The sequence below is a fragment of the Winogradskyella sp. ECml5-4 genome (assembly GCF_036903175.1).
GTDB lineage: Bacteria > Bacteroidota > Bacteroidia > Flavobacteriales > Flavobacteriaceae > Winogradskyella > Winogradskyella damuponensis.
Map to the genome: position 1 here is coordinate 88,467 of NZ_JAYJLF010000001.1, position 16,510 is coordinate 104,976.

Consider the following 16,510-nt stretch of genomic DNA (forward strand, 5'->3'; position numbering starts at 1 on the left):
TTTTATTGGCTATTGGTTTGATGTTATAATTACAACCTCTTAACCTGTATTAATTTATAACTCTCATAGGTTTCTATAAAACCGTTTTCATCTTCTTCTTCATATTCTGTAACCTCATATATAATCTCAAAACGCTTACCAATAAGGTCATTAGATTTTAGATTCACTGCTTTTAGAGCAGCTTCTGTGATTTCAGTAAAATAAACAATTGCCTCACTGTCTTCATCATCTTCATCTTCTCTAATAATAAAAGCATAGCCATCTTCTGCATCGTAACCATCAAAAGTTGCAACCTTAGTTACTTTAATCTTATTTTGATTAATTTGATTTGTAATTGAAAATGCATTTGCGCTTAAAACCATGACCATAAGCACAAATACTGTTATTTTTTTAGTATTCATCGCATTAAATTTTATACTGAAATAATTCAGTAATAATTAAAATTTTTAGTTTGTGGTTTTGGGATTTTGCCACCTCAAGCCCAAATGCTTTTAGATTACAACCTCTTGGTTATAAATACTGTGGAACTTTAAAAGACGCTATTTTTTGTCTATTTCTGTTTTAAAATAAAAGTAGTTCATTATACTTTAAATATATCATCAGAGTCTTTAAAACTCTTAAACTCTAACATATAATCGTTTGAATCTTTAATAAAAAACGATAAATGTTCACCTGTTTGATCTTTTAAAAACGTGGTTTGAGTTACCACTTTTAAATTCAGATTATTCAGTTTTGCATAGAGTTCTCCCCATTTTTCAACATCTACAATAACACCAAAATGAAATGAAGGTAACATCTTACCTTCAAAGACATAATTTGGGCTATTGAAATTGAATTTCTCGGCTTGAATAAATGTTAGTTGATGACCAAATAAATTTATATCTATCCAATTTTCGTTAGCTCTTCCCAAGGAAGCTCCAATGTTATTAATGTAAAAATTTTTAGTTTCTTCTACACTTAAACAAGGTAACGACATGTGAAATGATGTTTCCATAATTCAACCATTTTAAAATTTATAACATTTTAACATACAGTAAATTACAAAATATTCTTAACGTAGCAACACTAATTTAGTCAAAATCTTCACCTTCGGCTCCTGGCTCTAAATCTGGGTCAACTACAGCATCTGGATCATCATCTGCAAAGTCTTCATAATCATCTTCATCATAGTTTTCCATCGTCTGTTCTAACTTAGTACTTACTTTTACTAAATACTTAGTGTCTTCTGTAGTGACTTCTACGGCTTCGACTGTTTCGTTTTTTGCATTTTTAAACGAGATAACATTATCGTCGTCATATCCATCAGGATATTTCTCTACCAGAAGTGCTAAAATTTCTGGTGTTAATTTTTTAAAATCAACTATAACTCGTTTTAAATGTGCGTCTTTTGGTTTCATCAGGTAAATTCTATTTTTTTTCTATATGTCAGATGTTATATCCATTTTAAAAATGATTCTCCATGATAAACTTTTAGCAATGGATATGTCATTCTTTAATAATATTTCTGAAGCTATTTTTTTTTTAAATATAATACTTATTTATTTACACGAATAACATCATATACATCTTTTCTTCGATCTTTTAAATTTTTCACAGCTCCAAAGGAATGTAATTCTCTTAATAAACTCAAGTCTACATCTGCAACTAGAATCATTTCTGTATTAGTAGTCGCTTCTGCTTTTATTCCATTACTAGGAAATGAAAAATCACATGGTGTAAATACAGCCGACTGTGCATATTGAATATCCATATTATTTACATTAGGCAAATTTCCTACACTACCTGCAATGGCAACATAACACTCATTTTCAATAGCTCTAGCTTGAGCACATAAGCGTACTCTAGAATAGCCATTTTGTGTATCGGTTAAAAATGGTACAAATAAAATATCCATACCTTCTTCTGCCAATAACCTTGATAATTCTGGAAATTCTGAATCGTAACAAATTAAAATTCCTATTTTTCCTGCATCAGTATCAAAAGTTTGTAGTTTATGGCCTCTTTGCATTCCCCAAACTTTAGCTTCGTCTGGTGTTATATGAATTTTCTCATAACGCTCTAAACTCCCATCTCTTCTACACAAATACCCAACATTAAACAACTTGTTATCAATTAATTCTGGCATACTACCTGTAATAATGTTGATATTATAAGAGATTGATAATTGTTGCATTTTTTCAACAATAATAGCGGTATACTTTGCCAATTCTCTAATAGCATCTGGCTCGTACATATGATTGTATTTTGCCATTAATGGTGCGTTAAAAAATTCTGGAAACAAGGCAAAATCAGACCTATAGGCCGCAACACTATCTACAAAATATTCTACCTGCTGCATTAACTCGTCCAAACTATTGTAGGTACGCATTTGCCATTGTATAAGGCCTAATCTAACAACTGTTTTTATAGCACTTGTTCTTTTACTTTTTTTGGTATAATAAATATTATCCCATTCCATTAAAACTGCATATTCATTTGAAGCTGTATCTCCTTCTAAATAGCCTTTTAGAACTCTAACGGGATGAAAATCATTAGAAATTTGAAAATTTAAAACCGGATCGTGAATTTCCTTGCGCTTTACTTTTTCAATATATTCTTTTGGTGTAAGCTCTTTATATTTATGAAAATTTGGCATTCTACCACCAAAAACAATACCTTTTAAATTTAGGTTTTCACAGATTTCTTTTCTGTAATCGTATAACCGTCTTCCTAAACGTAAACCTCTATATTCTGGTTTTATAAAAACATCAATTCCGTAAAGCACATCACCATTTGGGTCGTGTTTCTTAAACGAATCGCCTTTTATGATATCTGCATACGTATGTTCGTCATCAATACTATCATAATCAACAATAAGCGACAAGGCACAACCTGCAATATTACCATCAATTTTTATTACCACTTGCCCTTGAGGAAAAATAGATGTTAAGCGCTCTATGTGGTGTTTTTTCCAATAGGAATCTAAAACACCTCCATAAGATTCTAAGGTTGCAGATTTTAATTCCTCAAAATCATCAACGGTTAAAAACTTTAATTCTATATTTTCAATTCTATGCTCTTCCATTACATATCTAAAAGATAAGCAAAAATTAATGGTGCTACAATGGTCGCATCACTTTCTATAATAAATTTAGGAGTGTTAATATCTAATTTTCCCCATGTTATTTTTTCATTTGGAACAGCTCCAGAATAAGATCCATAACTGGTTGTACTATCACTAATTTGGCAGAAATAACTCCAAAATGGTGTATCTGTACGTTCCATATCTTGATATAACATAGGTACTACGCAAATAGGAAAATCTCCTGCAATACCTCCACCTATTTGAAAAAATCCAATACCATTTTCAGAGTTATCGGTATACCAATCTGCTAAAAATGTCATGTACTCTATTCCAGATTTCATGGTACTTGCTTTTAACTCGCCTTTTAAAACATAACTAGCAAAAATATTCCCCATAGTACTGTCTTCCCAACCAGGACAAACAATAGGAAGGTTTTTTTCTGCTGCAGCATACATCCAAGAATCTTTTAAATCTATTTCATAATGCTCCTCTAAAACACCAGATAACAATAATTTGTACATATACTCATGCGGCAGGTAACGCTCTCCTTTAGCTTCGGCATCTTTCCATATTTTAACGATATGTTCTTGAATACGTCTAAACGCTTCCTCTTCAGGAATACAAGTATCTGTAACACGATTTAACCCTTTTTCTAATAAATCCCATTCGTCTTGAGGTGTTAAATCTCTATAATGAGGCACACGTTTGTAATGGCTATGTGCTACTAAATTCATGATATCTTCTTCTAAATTTGCACCAGTACAAGACACAATTTGCACCTTATCTTTACGAATCATTTCAGCAAAAATCTTACCTAATTCTGCAGTACTCATAGCTCCAGCCAAAGAGACTAACATCTTTGCTCCAGAATTGAGTTGTTCTTCATACCCTTTTGCCGCATCAACTAAAGCTGCTGCGTTAAAGTGCAAGTAATACTTTTCTATAAATTTTGAAATTTCTCCTTTATTAGTAGTCATCTTCTGTATTGAATTTAGATTTTTTGTTTCCTTCGTTAGTTGAATTGTTAAAATTACTTTCAAAATCATCTTCTATATTTTGATCTTGAAATTTGTAACTTAACATTTTGTAATACAATTTGGCCGCTAAGAAATCTGAAGATTTCTCCTTTTCATTAGGACATAATTCTACAATATCAAAACCAACTACGTTCTTTTCTTCAAACACTTGTTTTAAGAATTCTAATGTTTCATAATATAGTAAACCACCTGGTTCTGGTGTGCCCGTACTTGGCATAATTGAAGGATCAAAAGCATCTAAATCAAAAGTAATAAACACGTTATCTGTCATTTGATCGATTGCAGCATCCATCCAACTATCATCTTCTGCCATTTCATGAGCAAAATAGGTTTTCTCATCATCCATAACCGTTTTTTCAAGGATATCCATAGAACGAATACCCACTTGAATTAAGTTTGTCGTTTGACTCGCTTCATAAACGGCACAAGCATGGTTGCATGTAGAACCTTCGTAGCTTTCACGTAAATCGGCATGTGCATCAATATGTAAAACCGTTAAATCATCAAACATTTCATTAAATGCTCTAATGGTTCCGATAGACACAGAATGTTCACCACCAAAAACAGTAACAAATTTATTCTTCTTAATGTATCGTTTTGTTGCTTGATGAACTGCTTCTACCATAGCTTCTGGAGAATCATTTTCTGTGACAGCATCTGCTAAAAACACACCTTGTTGATACACTTCAGAATCGGTTTCAATATCGTAAAGTTCCATGTTTGTCGAAGCATCTAAAAACGCATCAGGACCTTTGTCTGCTCCTTTTTGCCATGTACTTGTACCATCATAAGGTACAGGAATTAATACAATTTTAGCCGTTTCTAATTTTGCTAATTCTTCTGGAATACCAGCGTAAGTTTTTGTTTTCATAATCTTATCCCGTGAAAACGGGAATCTTATTTAATTGTACTTAAATTTTTATTTTATATTCTTGAAAGAGGTTTCGACTGTGCGCAACCTGACAAAATGGTTTTGTGTAACCTTTTGTTTCAATTCATTTTTTACGTAAAATAATTCGATTCAAATTATATGTTCATAAACTTCAACTATATTCTACTTTCAGAAAGCGAAGCGGTCTTTACGATTTTCGCTTTTTTCTCGGTATCATAACCTAAGATACCCAATAGATTTTCGCTTTTTTGTTGCTCTGCAAATACCTTAGTATTTAAATTACCGTCGGCATCTTTTTGAATTAAAACATGCTTTGGTGTAGGTATTAAACAATGTTGTAACCCTCCAAATCCTCCAATGGTTTCTTGGTAAGCTCCTGTATTAAAAAAGCCAATATATAAAGGTTTGTCTTTATTGTATTTTGGCAAATAAATAGCATTTACGTGTTGCTCGCTATTGTAGTAATCATCACTATCACAAGTTAATCCTCCTAAAAGAACACGCTCATAGCTATCTTGCCAACGGTTTATTGGTAACATCACAAAACGTTTGTTAATAGCCCAAGTATCTGGTAGTGTTGTGATAAAAGAAGAATTAATCATGTTCCATTTTTCACGATCGTTCTGTTGTTTTTGGTATAAGATTTTGTAAATCGCTCCTCCACTTTCACCAACTGTAAAACTGCCAAATTCTGTAAAAATATTTGGTGTAGCTACTTCTTCCTCTTCGCAAACAATTTTAATTTGGTTTACAATTTCATCTACCATATAGGCATAATCAAAATCGAAAGCCAATGAGTTTTTAATTGGAAATCCTCCACCAATATTCAAACTATCTAAAGTTGGACATATTTTCTTTAAAGCTGTATAGACTTTTAAACATTTGTGCAATTCGTTCCAGTAATAGGCATTATCTCTAATACCTGTATTAATAAAAAAGTGTAACATCTTAAGCTCTACCTTTTTATTCTTCTGTATTTGATTTTTGTAAAAAGGCACAATATTTTTATACCCAATACCTAAACGTGAGGTGTAAAATTCAAATTTTGGTTCTTCTTCTGAAGCAATTCTAATACCTACTTGAAATTTGCCTTTAATTTCTTGAGATAATAAATCTATTTCTTCATAATTATCTATAATAGGAATGGCATTTTTATGTCCATCATTTATAAGGTCTGCAATATTAGTAATGTATTGTTCGCGTTTAAAGCCATTACTTAATACGTAGGTTTTATTGGTTATTTTACCTTCTTTTTTAAGTGCTTTAATAATATCAATATCGAAAGCAGAAGAGGTTTCAATATGAATATCATTAGTTAATGCTTCATCTAACACATGCTTAAAATGCGAACTTTTAGTACAATAGCAGTAATTGTATTTGCCTTTGTAATCGTACTTCTCAAATGCATCAGCAAACCATTTTTTAGCCCGTTGAATGTTATTAGAGATTTGTGGCAAATACGTAAATTTTAATGGTGCTCCATATTGCTCTACTAGTTTCATAAGATCAATATCGTGAAACTGTAAGTTTTTATCCTCAAGCTTAAATTCTGGCTGAGGAAAATCGAAAGATTGATCGATAAGATCAATGTATTTATTGTTCATGTTGTAAAAAATGTCAAGTATAGATTAATAAAATATAAGCGTGGTACAAGTTGTATTGACGTTATATCATACTTGAATTTGGCTTTGTGTCGTAGGAACAAAACCATATATATGCTGACTGGCAGCAATTGTAGAAGCGGAAGTTAGCTCTAAAATTCGGTTACTTATCTTATAAGCGGCTTTTGAATATGACTTCCTAATTTTCAAAAACCCGAACGTAAAAACACGTTTCAATTGTTCAGCTAAATGCGCAACAAATGTAATTTATTTTTTAATATGGAAAACTTTTTTTTATTTTTTTTTACACCAATAAAAAAAACCATTAAACTAGAACACATAAGCCTTCTAGTTGATAATGGTTTTAATAATTTTAAAACAAATACAGTATTAACTCCAATTTAAAGCGAATTATTAATCCTAAAACACCAATTTTTAATACATGGTTTTTATAATTTTCACCTTTATTTGAGAGGTCACTTAATTGTTTTAGCTTTTACTATTTAGAGTAAAACGAACGATTGTTTAGATTGATAAAATGATATTTTGATTATAACACTGTCAAGGTATCATTAGTATCTATCTCTACCTCAATAGTATCGCAATTCTCTAAGCTTAATTGTACTTTTTGACCATAATCAAATTCATTAGAGGCTATAACTACAACATTGTCGCTAGACAATTCAATCCAATCACTATCTGATCCAAGAGGAATACTCCCAGAATATAGCGTGGTATAGTTATCATCTATATCGTAAATAAGAAAATTGTAGCCATGCACTCCATTGTTAGTTATTCTAACTTGGGGCAAATCATCAACACAATTTTGTGCTTCTGGGGCTAAGATTTCTGAAGTTTCATTAACTTCATTAGGTAAGTTTGTTGTGCAATTTACTATAAGTAAAAGCACTAAAAGTAGTTTTACATTCTTCATAAGTAGGTTATTTTTCATTCTATTTGGGGCTGCAATATAGAAAAAAAAATAACCTAGTCGTTAAAATGTGCTATTTATTCGACAAACGGTAATTATTTAAAAAATGTCGTTTAAAAATTAAAGCATTTTTAAGGTGTTCACCTCTTGTTCTGTTAGGTGTTTCCAGTGACCGCGAGGAATATCTTTTTTGGTTAAATGACCAATAGCTACACAATCAATTTTTACAATATCATAATTGAGATGGTCAAATATGGTACGTAAAATGGTATTTCCCGTGTTTTTAATTTTGATTCCTATTTGAGTTTTAGACTCACCTTGAATATAGCTAATCTCCTCTACTGTAATTAATTTGCCTTCGACTTTAAAACCTTCTTGAATCTTTTTTAAATCTTCATATTTTAGGTTCTTATCTAATTCTACCTGAAATAATCTTGCCACACCATTTTTAGAATTGGTGAATTTTTGCACGATCTTATCATCATTTGTAAATAATAATAGACCTAACGAGTTTCTGCCCAAACGGCCAATTGGCTTTATGTTTGCATTTGTAGCATTGGCTACCAAATCCATAACCGTTTTACCTTTGCTTTCTGCAGTTGTAGTTGCAAACCCTTTAGGTTTATTTAATAATACATATGCTTTGGCTTCTGGTGTAATACGACTACCATCAAACCTAACTTCATCAGTACGTTTTACTTTATAACCCATTTCGGTTACGACTTTACCATTAACAGAAACCAAACCAATGGCTATATTTTCATCTGCTTCACGTCGTGAACACATGCCTGAATTAGCAATGTATTTATTTAAACGGATTTCATCTGAATTAGATGGTTTTTCAGACTTCGTTTTCTTTTTATAAGGAGCATTTCCTTTAGCAAAACTTCTTGTTTTACTATTAGCGTTTCCTCTTCCTGAAGTCTTTCCTTTTCCTTTGCTATCTTGTTGTTTGCTCATGGTATATAAATTTTTGCAAAGGTATAACAATAGTTCACATTTTTTACTTAAATAGTAGAGTAGTTTAAATACTAGGTATTGATATAACGATACAAAGCACTATTAATGAAGTTTATATCCTATTTAGAACAATAGATACATCAATCAATAAAATAGAAAACACACCAGCAACAATAATAAACTTAAGCATGTTGTGAAGAATAAGATAATGAGCTTTATTTTCAGATTTCCACAGAATGAGTAAAAAGATGAAAAGCAACACAATACTGAGATAAAAGAAATAATACATATACCCAATCTTAAAAAATAAGACAAGAATGGCTGCTGAAATTATAGTTAAAATCGCGACTACGGTAAGCATAACCTTAGATACTTTTTCTCCATAAACAACAGGAACCGTTCTATAATTAAGTGCTAAATCTCCTTTAATATTTTCTAAATCCTTAGTAAGTTCTCGCATTGATATTAATAAAAACAAGAATATAGCATGGGCAAAAACAACTTTTTCAAAATTTTGATAATAAATAAATACAGCAAAAAATGGAGTTACTGTTAAAATTGCTGATACAATATTACCTATTATTGGTTGCTTTTTTAAACGGTGCGAATACAGCCAAATAGCAAAAATATATGCTGCAAAAAATATTACGGCTTTAAACGACACATAACTAGCAAAAACAACGGCAATAAAATTAAGTACAAAATAAAAGGACAGTTTGGTGTTTTGACTCACCAAACGATCTAACATGGTTTTCCTGGGTTTGTTTATTAAATCTTTTTCAGAATCATAGAAATTATTAATAATATAACCTGCCGCAATGGTAGCAGAAGAAGCTAGCACTAGCATTAAAAGATTAAGACTTAATAGAACAGACTTTAAGGGCTTATCGTGAGCAAAAATATAAACTGAAGCTAAATACTGAGCAATTACAACAACTAAAATATTATATCCCCTAACTACTGAAAATAGGCTAAAAAATTTGAGAAGAATGTGTTTCTGTCGTCTTGATAACATGACTGATTTTTAGAAAACACTTAGACTGTGCTCAGTGTTGTGGCAACATTTGGACTTAAAAATTATAGACTACCTCTAACTTTTGGCCTTTTAAAGCTTCTTGGGCTCTATCTATATTTTCAGTAAATCCAAGAATATAGCCTCCACCACCAGAACCACATAATTTTAAGTAGTAATCGTTAGTTTCAATACCTTTTTTCCAAAGCTCATGAAATTGAGAAGGGATCATAGGTTTAAAGTTGTTTAATACGACCTTAGATAATTGCTTTGTATTTTTAAATAACGATTTTATATCGCCTTTTAAGAAATCATCTACACAAGCATCGGTATGCTTGATAAATTGGTCTTTTAGCATACTACGGAAACCTTCATTTTTCATGTTTTCCATAAAAATACTAACCATAGGTGCTGTTTCACCAACAATACCACTATCTATTAAAAATACCGCTCCTTTTCCTTCGGTCTTTTGAGACGGAATTCCGGTAGCTTCTATATTATCTTTAGAATTTATTAAAATAGGAAGACTTAAATAACTGTTTAAAGGATCTAATCCTGAAGATTTACCATGAAAAAATGATTCCATTTCAGAAAAAACAGCTTTTAACTTTAGCAGTTTTTCACGTGTTAAATTCTCTAAAACAGTAATTTTATCATTGGCATATTTATCGTAAATCGCAGCCACTAACGCACCACTACTTCCCACTCCATATCCTTGCGGAATGGAAGAATCAAAGTACATTCCTGCCTCAACATCACGTTGTAATGTGTCAATATCAAAAATCACTAAATCTTTATCTAATTCCCTTAAATACACTACAAAACGCTTTAAACTCTCATTTGAACTTATAGCTTCTGGTGTAGAATTATTTTCTGCTTTTAACGCTCCATTATAAAAATTATATGGAATAGATAAGCCTTTAGAATCTTTAATAATTCCGTACTCACCGAATAAAAGAATTTTAGAATAAAATAGTGGTCCCTTCATGTATTGTAAACAGTTACTTTAACAAATATACGTATTAAAATTATATTTGGTTGGCTCCATGTCCAATTTGATCGCAAATATAATGTCCGTTTTGACAATAGTTAGCTAATTCATTCTTAATGAATTGCAGGACATCATCCTTTTCTTTTTCTGGATAAAGAACATGAACATTTGCTCCTGCATCTAGCGTAAAACAAATTTTTGAATCTGTTTTTTCTCTGAATGCCCAAATTTTATTAATGATTTCTAATGTATTTGGTTTCATTAATATAAAATAAGGCATGCTCGTCATCATCATAGCATGTAGCGTTAAGGCTTCACTTTCTACAATTTTGATAAAGGCATTTAGGTCTCCGGAAGCTAGAATTGTTTTCAGTTTTGCTAAATTATCATGCGCTTGGGCAAAACGTTTTGTTGCAAACGGATGACCATACATTAATTGATGACCGACCGTACTGCTCACTTGTTTTTCTCCTTTATCTACTAATAAAATAGTGTCTTGATAATTTTTAAAGTTTGCATGTACATCTCCTTCAAATTTTACACCATATAAATCAGAACTACCAACAATACTTTCGTTTTTTCCCCAAACCACAAGTTCTCCTTCAATACTTCTACAAGCACTTCCTGAACCTAAACGCGCAAGGAATGATGCTTTTTGATTGAAATAATCTTGGAACTCTACATTGTCGCTCTCAGGTACAGACAGCTCCTTTTCAATACTCATTAAGCATAAGGCAATAGCACTCATACCAGATGCTGAAGACGCAATACCTGAGCTATGTGGAAAGGTATTTGATGTTTCTATTTTAAAATGATAATCCTTTAAAAAAGGCATATAAATTTCAATACGCTCAAAAAAGGTTTGAATTTTTGGTATGAAAGCTTCGTTTTTTTCGCCTTCAAAATAAATATCAAAACTAAACCCTTGGTTATCCTTCTTTGTATAAGTCATTTCGGTAATGGTTTTACAATCTGAAAGTGTAAAACTAATAGACGGATTTTCGGGAATTTGATGTGCTTTTTTTCCCCAATATTTCACCAAAGCAATATTACTTGGTGAAGCCCATTTTACGGAACCCTTATCAATATTGGAATTGTAGGATTTAAGAATAAAGTCTTGTTCTGTCATTGCGTACTAAATATCTGACCAAGACTGCCTGGAGGCAGACTTTTCAATTGCATCTTATAATTATCTGCAAAAATAAGTAAATTCTAAAGGTTCTTACTTTATTCTTCTGACAATGCAAGTAGTTTTACCATTGTCTTATAATTTCTTGACGTTGCATTGACTTTCATTTTTTTTTCAAAATAATTAACATTGAATTTTGCTCGCCCATACCCCTTTGGGCAAAACAGATAAATACAATCATTAAAAATAATATATTCATCATCTGGGTATATTTTTAGAGATGCTTCTTTAACTAAATATTCATCAGGAATTTCATTAAGTACTATAAAATAACTTTCGGCTTTTTTAATTGTTTCAAAAGGATTATTATCAAAAATCATAGATAATTCAGCTCTACTTTTAACCATAACAGGAACCACGAACCCAAAGTGATTTAAAATGGATTTCTGAATACTTTCTTCTAAAGCTTTTGCATCATTATTTGAAGATTGAAAAATAACATTTCCACTTTGAATATAAGTTGTTACATTTTTTAATCCTGATTTTAAAAGTAATTCTCTTAACTCAGCCATTACAACTTTTTTGTGTCCACCAACGTTTATCCCTCGTAACAATGCGATATATGTAATCATAAATTAATAGTCTTAAGCTTGGTAAACAAATGTAATAATACTAGCGCCTCTTACAATGTTAAACAAACAATAGAATGGTATTAGAAAAAAAAAGAAGGTCTCTTACAACTTAAGCTAACACAACAAAAAAAATCTATAAAAAGCAATAAAAAACGTTTAAGTAACAATAGTTTTGTGAAAAAGTGTAATTTTACCCACTAATAGACTAATTACATGTGTTTCCCCAAATTGAACACTGTTATTATTTTGTTTATAGCCCTAATTACAAATGTTTCTTTTGCACAAGCACAAGAATCACTTATAAACATAAATAACAGTTCTTGCACCTTTAACAGTTATAAGCTGGATATGCTCGTAAAAAACGACAGTCTTTATAAGGCAACTGTTCTACTTAATGATGCCATACGTTTTTCTAAAAAATATAATTTTAAGGACACTGAAGCCAAATCCTACAATGCTTTAGGGCAAGTATTAACCAAAATGTCTAATTTCAAGAGGGCTGAAAGCTACCATGTAAAGGCATTAAAAATATACGATTCTCTTAACCAAGACAAAGGTCGAGACCTTTCTTACTCAGGCATACTAAATTCATATGTTTTAGGTAAGAACTATTCAAAATTTGATAGTCTATATCCAATAGCTCAAGACATATCAAAACAACTTAACAGTGAAATATATTTTATAAATCTTAGGTACAAAATAAAAAAAGACTACTACAGTTTTGATAATGCCAGCATGCTAGAGTCTAGCAACATAGGCATAACAGCTTTAGAAACTACTAATTTTGATTCCTTAAATTATTCTAAGAATTATAGAATAGAAAATCTGAAAAAGAATTTACATCAATCTTACCAGTATTACAATGCTATTGCACATGTTAAATTATCTAATTTTAAAGTAGAAGAAGATTATAAGCCATTGTTTTTAATAAATGAAGATGAGCTAAAAGCGTCTATTTCTACAGATATTAATTCCTATAGAAAAATAGCATCTTTAAATTACTACAAATACCTTTATTATACCAATAGCAATAAAAATTTAGATTCTGCCAATAAATATCTTTTAAAATCTGACACCTATAAATACACAGCACTTAATAATATAGAGCTAAAGAACATTAGAAATGGTGAGTTAGTAGATAAAATTATTAATGCTGAGCAAAAGCTAGCTACAGCAAATGAAACCCGTAAAAAAGAAGCACTAAACTCACAAATATTCTTAGTAAGTACTATTATTATGAGCCTTACTTTAGCCATAATACTTACTGTTTTTTACTTTTATTTTAAGGCCAGAAAAAATATTGTAAAGATTAACGAAGCATTAAAAGCTTCTAATTCTAAACTTATTGCCATTGACAAAGACCGCTTAGAGTTTTTCTCAATACTCAGCCATGAATTACGTACGCCAATTTATGGTATTAGTGGTTTAGCAACACTTATAGATCAAGAAAATGATGCTATTAAAAAGCAATCGTATTTAGATTCATTAATATCGTCAAGCAACTATTTATCTATATTAATAGACAATATTTTACAAGCTAACAGACTTAAATTTGACAATAAAACCCTTAGATTAAAACCAGATAAAATCGAAAAAATTGTTAGTCACGTTGTGAGCACAATTGCAGTAGCGGCTAAAAATAAAGATTTAGAGTTGATTGTTAATATTGACAAATCAGACAAAAATGAAAATATTTTGGTCGATAAAGTAGCTTTTAGTCAAATATTAATCAATTTGGCTTATAATGCTATACGTTACACCAAAAAGGGTTCTATTACGATTAATGTTATAGAAAAAAGCAGAAATGATGAAGAAATCACTTTACGCTTTGAAGTTAAAGATACTGGTATTGGTATTAAAGAGGAACACAGATCTGTTGTTTTTAGTGCTTTTGAAAACAAGACGTTTTTAAATAAAAATAGCAGTGGTTCTGGTTTAGGATTATATATTGTAAAGACCTTATTAAAAAGCCACAATGCTGATATCGATTTTATATCTACACCTAATAAAGGCTCTTGCTTTTTCTTTGAAATAACATTTCAGCTTTCTATGTCAAAAGAAAATAAAAGTACGCCCACACTTTTCACACATAGAGACATGCGTGTTTTAATTGTTGATGACAACAAAATTAATCTATTAATCACGAAAAAGAATATTGAAAAAATTGAAGGTTACAGTTGCCAAACAATCTCTAATGGTAAAGAAGCGATATGTCTTGTAAAAGAGAAAGATTTTGATTTAATATTGATGGATATTAACATGCCAGACATGGATGGTTATGAAGTAACAAAGCATATAAGAATGTTTAATCCTTATATTCCTATTTTAGCACTTACGGCTTTAAATTCTTCTGAAATTTCTGCAAAAGCTGAAACTTCAGGAATAAACCAAATTATTACCAAACCTTATATTTTTGAAGATTTTAAAGCTATAATTCTATCTTATCGCACAATGTATAATCAATCCAATATTATAGATGCAGAAGCAATATAAGCTCCCGTCCATGCATTTTGAAAATTAAAACCACCTGTAACAGCATCTACATTAATAATTTCGCCTGCAAAGTAAAGGTTAGAAATTAGTTTACTTTCAAAAGTTTTAAAATTTACTTCTTTTAAATCTACGCCTCCAGCTGTTACAAACTCTTCTTTAAACGTGCTTTTTCCTGTAACCTGAAAAATCGCTTTTGTTAATTGCTCTGCTAAATCTTCTAATTGCTGTTTATTAATATCTGCCCAACGTTCATTTTCTCTAATATTGGCTGCCAGAATTAACTGTTTCCAAAGGCGTTTTGGCAAATCAAATTGTGTTGAATTAATAAGGGTCTTTTTGGCATATTCTTGTTTACAATTTTTGAGTTCTTCTAAACAGCTCTCAGTATCCAAGCTTATAAAATTAACTTCGATTTGAAAGTTGTAATTCCGCTTTGCTAATTCCACAGCACCAAACGCAGACAGCTTTAAAATCGCTGGCGCACTCATACCAACATGTGTAATTAGTAATGGTCCATTAGACTCTAAATCTGTACCAACAACTTTAACTTCTACCTGTTTTGCTACAACACCTGGAATATCTTTAATGCGTTTATCTTTAATATCAAAAGTGAATAGCGATGGTACTGGTTGTATAATGGTGTGCCCTAAATCTTCGAGTAATTTCCAGATTTTAGGATTACTTCCTGTAGCCATTAATACCTTTTTAGATTGAAAAACTCCTTGAGATGTTTCAATTTTAAAACCATCTGTTAAAGTATCAATAGACTTTACAGCATGATTATACAATACTTCAACACGATGCTTTTCTGCTTCGTTTAAAAAACAATCTATAATGGTTTGTGAAGAATTTGAAACCGGAAACATTCTACCATCTTCTTCAATCTTTAACTCCACTCCACGTTCTTCAAACCAAGCAATAGTATCTCCTGTCATAAACCTATGAAAAGGGCCTAAAAGTTCTTTTTCTCCTCTTGGATAATTTAAGACCAATTCAGATGGAATAAATTCGGCATGCGTCACATTGCATCGCCCACCTCCTGAAATTTTCACTTTTTGCAAACCTTCTTTACCACGTTCTAATATGGCAACAGACAAGTCTGGATGTTGTTCTGCAATGTTAATAGCAGCAAAAAAACCTGCAGCTCCTCCTCCTATGATAATGATATCTTTGTGATTATTCAATGTTGTGATTTAAAAAAGATAAAACTACAATCTTATACGTCAATAGACTAATACTTTTTTAATGATAAAAAAAAGAAATACTAAAGTCCCAAATGTCCATAAGTCCAGTTAGCACCATCACTAATAAAAATTAGAGTTTTAGTAATATCTCCTCCATCATTTCCCACATCTGCTGTCATTGTTACCGAACCCAAAGGCCCTTGACTATTTCTACCATCTCCACGAAAAAACTCTACTCCAGCACCTGCTGTAGCATTAGCACCAAATGTATAAATAACAGCATTTTCTGAGTCAGAAATATTTCTAAGCACATATATTCTACCTGGAACGGTTGTCGCATTGGGTAATATGAACTCTACATTGAATGCTGTTGGTGATAAATTAATATAAACACCATCATCAATTGGTGTTGCAGCACCACTAGGACCTCCATTATAATCAACAACTTTAATTGATAAATTACCATTAATATCTAAAGTGCTTTTAGGATCTGTTGTACCAATGCCTACTTGAGCATTAATACTATTAAAACAAAATGTTAATACGATTATTAGAAGTATATTTTTCATAAGGGATAAAAAATT

16 protein-coding genes are annotated in these 16,510 nt (G+C 31.1%); 1 reads left to right on the top strand and 15 read right to left on the bottom strand.

Annotated elements, in window-relative coordinates:
- Nucleotides 1–29: 29 nt before the first annotated feature.
- The 13 genes from VDP25_RS00340 to VDP25_RS00400 all read right to left on the bottom strand — a co-directional run bounded on the left by VDP25_RS00340 (nt 30) and on the right by VDP25_RS00400 (nt 12,249).
- The gene (locus VDP25_RS00340; RefSeq protein ID WP_215927105.1) at nt 30–401 is read right to left on the bottom strand and encodes a hypothetical protein; all 372 of its coding nucleotides are present in this window, start codon (nt 399–401) and stop codon (nt 30–32) included.
- A gap of 179 nt (nt 402–580) precedes the next feature.
- Nucleotides 581–994: a VOC family protein gene (locus tag VDP25_RS00345; RefSeq protein WP_215927103.1), complete on the bottom strand. Its 414-nt coding sequence runs from the start codon at nt 992–994 to the stop codon at nt 581–583.
- 76 nt (nt 995–1,070) lie between these two features.
- The gene (locus VDP25_RS00350; protein ID WP_215927101.1) at nt 1,071–1,397 is read right to left on the bottom strand and encodes a hypothetical protein; all 327 of its coding nucleotides are present in this window, start codon (nt 1,395–1,397) and stop codon (nt 1,071–1,073) included.
- Nucleotides 1,398–1,534: 137 nt separating this feature from the next.
- Nucleotides 1,535–3,064 carry a bifunctional GNAT family N-acetyltransferase/carbon-nitrogen hydrolase family protein gene (locus tag VDP25_RS00355; RefSeq protein ID WP_334465357.1) on the bottom strand — a complete coding sequence of 510 codons (1,530 nt, stop codon included), beginning with the start codon at nt 3,062–3,064 and terminating at the stop codon, nt 1,535–1,537.
- Entirely contained in the window at nt 3,064–4,041 is a 978-nt protein-coding gene (locus VDP25_RS00360) for a deoxyhypusine synthase family protein (RefSeq protein ID WP_215927097.1), read from the bottom strand. Before VDP25_RS00360 ends, VDP25_RS00355 begins: the two co-directional genes overlap by 1 nt.
- Nucleotides 4,031–4,972 carry an agmatinase gene (speB, locus tag VDP25_RS00365; protein ID WP_334465361.1) on the bottom strand — a complete coding sequence of 314 codons (942 nt, stop codon included), beginning with the start codon at nt 4,970–4,972 and terminating at the stop codon, nt 4,031–4,033. Before speB ends, VDP25_RS00360 begins: the two co-directional genes overlap by 11 nt.
- A 176-nt stretch (nt 4,973–5,148) precedes the next feature.
- Complete coding sequence (locus VDP25_RS00370) at nt 5,149–6,597, bottom strand: arginine decarboxylase (protein WP_334465364.1); 1,449 nt, start codon at nt 6,595–6,597, stop codon at nt 5,149–5,151.
- A gap of 547 nt (nt 6,598–7,144) precedes the next feature.
- Nucleotides 7,145–7,528, bottom strand: coding sequence for a hypothetical protein (locus tag VDP25_RS00375; protein ID WP_334465367.1), 384 nt, complete (start codon nt 7,526–7,528; stop codon nt 7,145–7,147).
- 117 nt (nt 7,529–7,645) lie between these two features.
- On the bottom strand, nt 7,646–8,485 hold the full coding sequence (locus VDP25_RS00380) for a pseudouridine synthase (RefSeq protein ID WP_215927091.1): 840 nt from the start codon (nt 8,483–8,485) through the stop codon (nt 7,646–7,648).
- A gap of 112 nt (nt 8,486–8,597) precedes the next feature.
- The gene (locus tag VDP25_RS00385) at nt 8,598–9,500 is read right to left on the bottom strand and encodes a geranylgeranylglycerol-phosphate geranylgeranyltransferase (protein ID WP_215927090.1); all 903 of its coding nucleotides are present in this window, start codon (nt 9,498–9,500) and stop codon (nt 8,598–8,600) included.
- Nucleotides 9,501–9,555: 55 nt separating this feature from the next.
- Nucleotides 9,556–10,485, bottom strand: coding sequence for a mevalonate kinase family protein (locus tag VDP25_RS00390; RefSeq protein WP_334465373.1), 930 nt, complete (start codon nt 10,483–10,485; stop codon nt 9,556–9,558).
- Nucleotides 10,486–10,525: 40 nt separating this feature from the next.
- Nucleotides 10,526–11,617 (bottom strand): diphosphomevalonate/mevalonate 3,5-bisphosphate decarboxylase family protein, encoded by a 1,092-nt coding sequence (locus VDP25_RS00395; RefSeq protein WP_334465376.1) that lies wholly within the window; start codon nt 11,615–11,617, stop codon nt 10,526–10,528.
- Nucleotides 11,618–11,715: 98 nt separating this feature from the next.
- Complete coding sequence (locus VDP25_RS00400; protein ID WP_334465379.1) at nt 11,716–12,249, bottom strand: DUF1697 domain-containing protein; 534 nt, start codon at nt 12,247–12,249, stop codon at nt 11,716–11,718.
- A gap of 348 nt (nt 12,250–12,597) precedes the next feature.
- On the opposite strand from VDP25_RS00400, the gene VDP25_RS00405 reads away from it, so the two are divergent.
- Nucleotides 12,598–14,742, top strand: a complete 2,145-nt coding sequence (locus VDP25_RS00405; RefSeq protein ID WP_334465382.1) for a response regulator — start codon at nt 12,598–12,600, stop codon at nt 14,740–14,742.
- Here VDP25_RS00405 and VDP25_RS00410 read toward each other — a convergent pair.
- Both VDP25_RS00410 and VDP25_RS00415 read right to left on the bottom strand, forming a co-directional pair.
- Nucleotides 14,709–15,926 carry an NAD(P)/FAD-dependent oxidoreductase gene (locus VDP25_RS00410; RefSeq protein WP_334465385.1) on the bottom strand — a complete coding sequence of 406 codons (1,218 nt, stop codon included), beginning with the start codon at nt 15,924–15,926 and terminating at the stop codon, nt 14,709–14,711. The two genes, VDP25_RS00405 and VDP25_RS00410, sit on opposite strands and share 34 nt — an antisense overlap.
- Nucleotides 15,927–16,006: 80 nt before the next feature.
- Nucleotides 16,007–16,495, bottom strand: a complete 489-nt coding sequence (locus VDP25_RS00415; RefSeq protein ID WP_334465388.1) for a hypothetical protein — start codon at nt 16,493–16,495, stop codon at nt 16,007–16,009.
- Between the last annotated feature and the right edge of the window lie 15 nt (nt 16,496–16,510).

Coding starts and splice junctions, on each gene's coding strand:
- VDP25_RS00340 (WP_215927105.1), bottom strand. CDS start 401: ATGAATACTAAAAAAATAACAGTATTTGTGCTTATGGTCATGGTTTTA.
- VDP25_RS00345 (WP_215927103.1), bottom strand. CDS start 994: ATGGAAACATCATTTCACATGTCGTTACCTTGTTTAAGTGTAGAAGAA.
- VDP25_RS00350 (WP_215927101.1), bottom strand. CDS start 1,397: ATGAAACCAAAAGACGCACATTTAAAACGAGTTATAGTTGATTTTAAA.
- VDP25_RS00355 (WP_334465357.1), bottom strand. CDS start 3,064: ATGGAAGAGCATAGAATTGAAAATATAGAATTAAAGTTTTTAACCGTT.
- VDP25_RS00360 (WP_215927097.1), bottom strand. CDS start 4,041: ATGACTACTAATAAAGGAGAAATTTCAAAATTTATAGAAAAGTATTAC.
- speB (WP_334465361.1), bottom strand. CDS start 4,972: ATGAAAACAAAAACTTACGCTGGTATTCCAGAAGAATTAGCAAAATTA.
- VDP25_RS00370 (WP_334465364.1), bottom strand. CDS start 6,597: ATGAACAATAAATACATTGATCTTATCGATCAATCTTTCGATTTTCCT.
- VDP25_RS00375 (WP_334465367.1), bottom strand. CDS start 7,528: ATGAAGAATGTAAAACTACTTTTAGTGCTTTTACTTATAGTAAATTGC.
- VDP25_RS00380 (WP_215927091.1), bottom strand. CDS start 8,485: ATGAGCAAACAACAAGATAGCAAAGGAAAAGGAAAGACTTCAGGAAGA.
- VDP25_RS00385 (WP_215927090.1), bottom strand. CDS start 9,500: ATGTTATCAAGACGACAGAAACACATTCTTCTCAAATTTTTTAGCCTA.
- VDP25_RS00390 (WP_334465373.1), bottom strand. CDS start 10,485: ATGAAGGGACCACTATTTTATTCTAAAATTCTTTTATTCGGTGAGTAC.
- VDP25_RS00395 (WP_334465376.1), bottom strand. CDS start 11,617: ATGACAGAACAAGACTTTATTCTTAAATCCTACAATTCCAATATTGAT.
- VDP25_RS00400 (WP_334465379.1), bottom strand. CDS start 12,249: ATGATTACATATATCGCATTGTTACGAGGGATAAACGTTGGTGGACAC.
- VDP25_RS00405 (WP_334465382.1), top strand. CDS start 12,598: ATGCTCGTAAAAAACGACAGTCTTTATAAGGCAACTGTTCTACTTAAT.
- VDP25_RS00415 (WP_334465388.1), bottom strand. CDS start 16,495: ATGAAAAATATACTTCTAATAATCGTATTAACATTTTGTTTTAATAGT.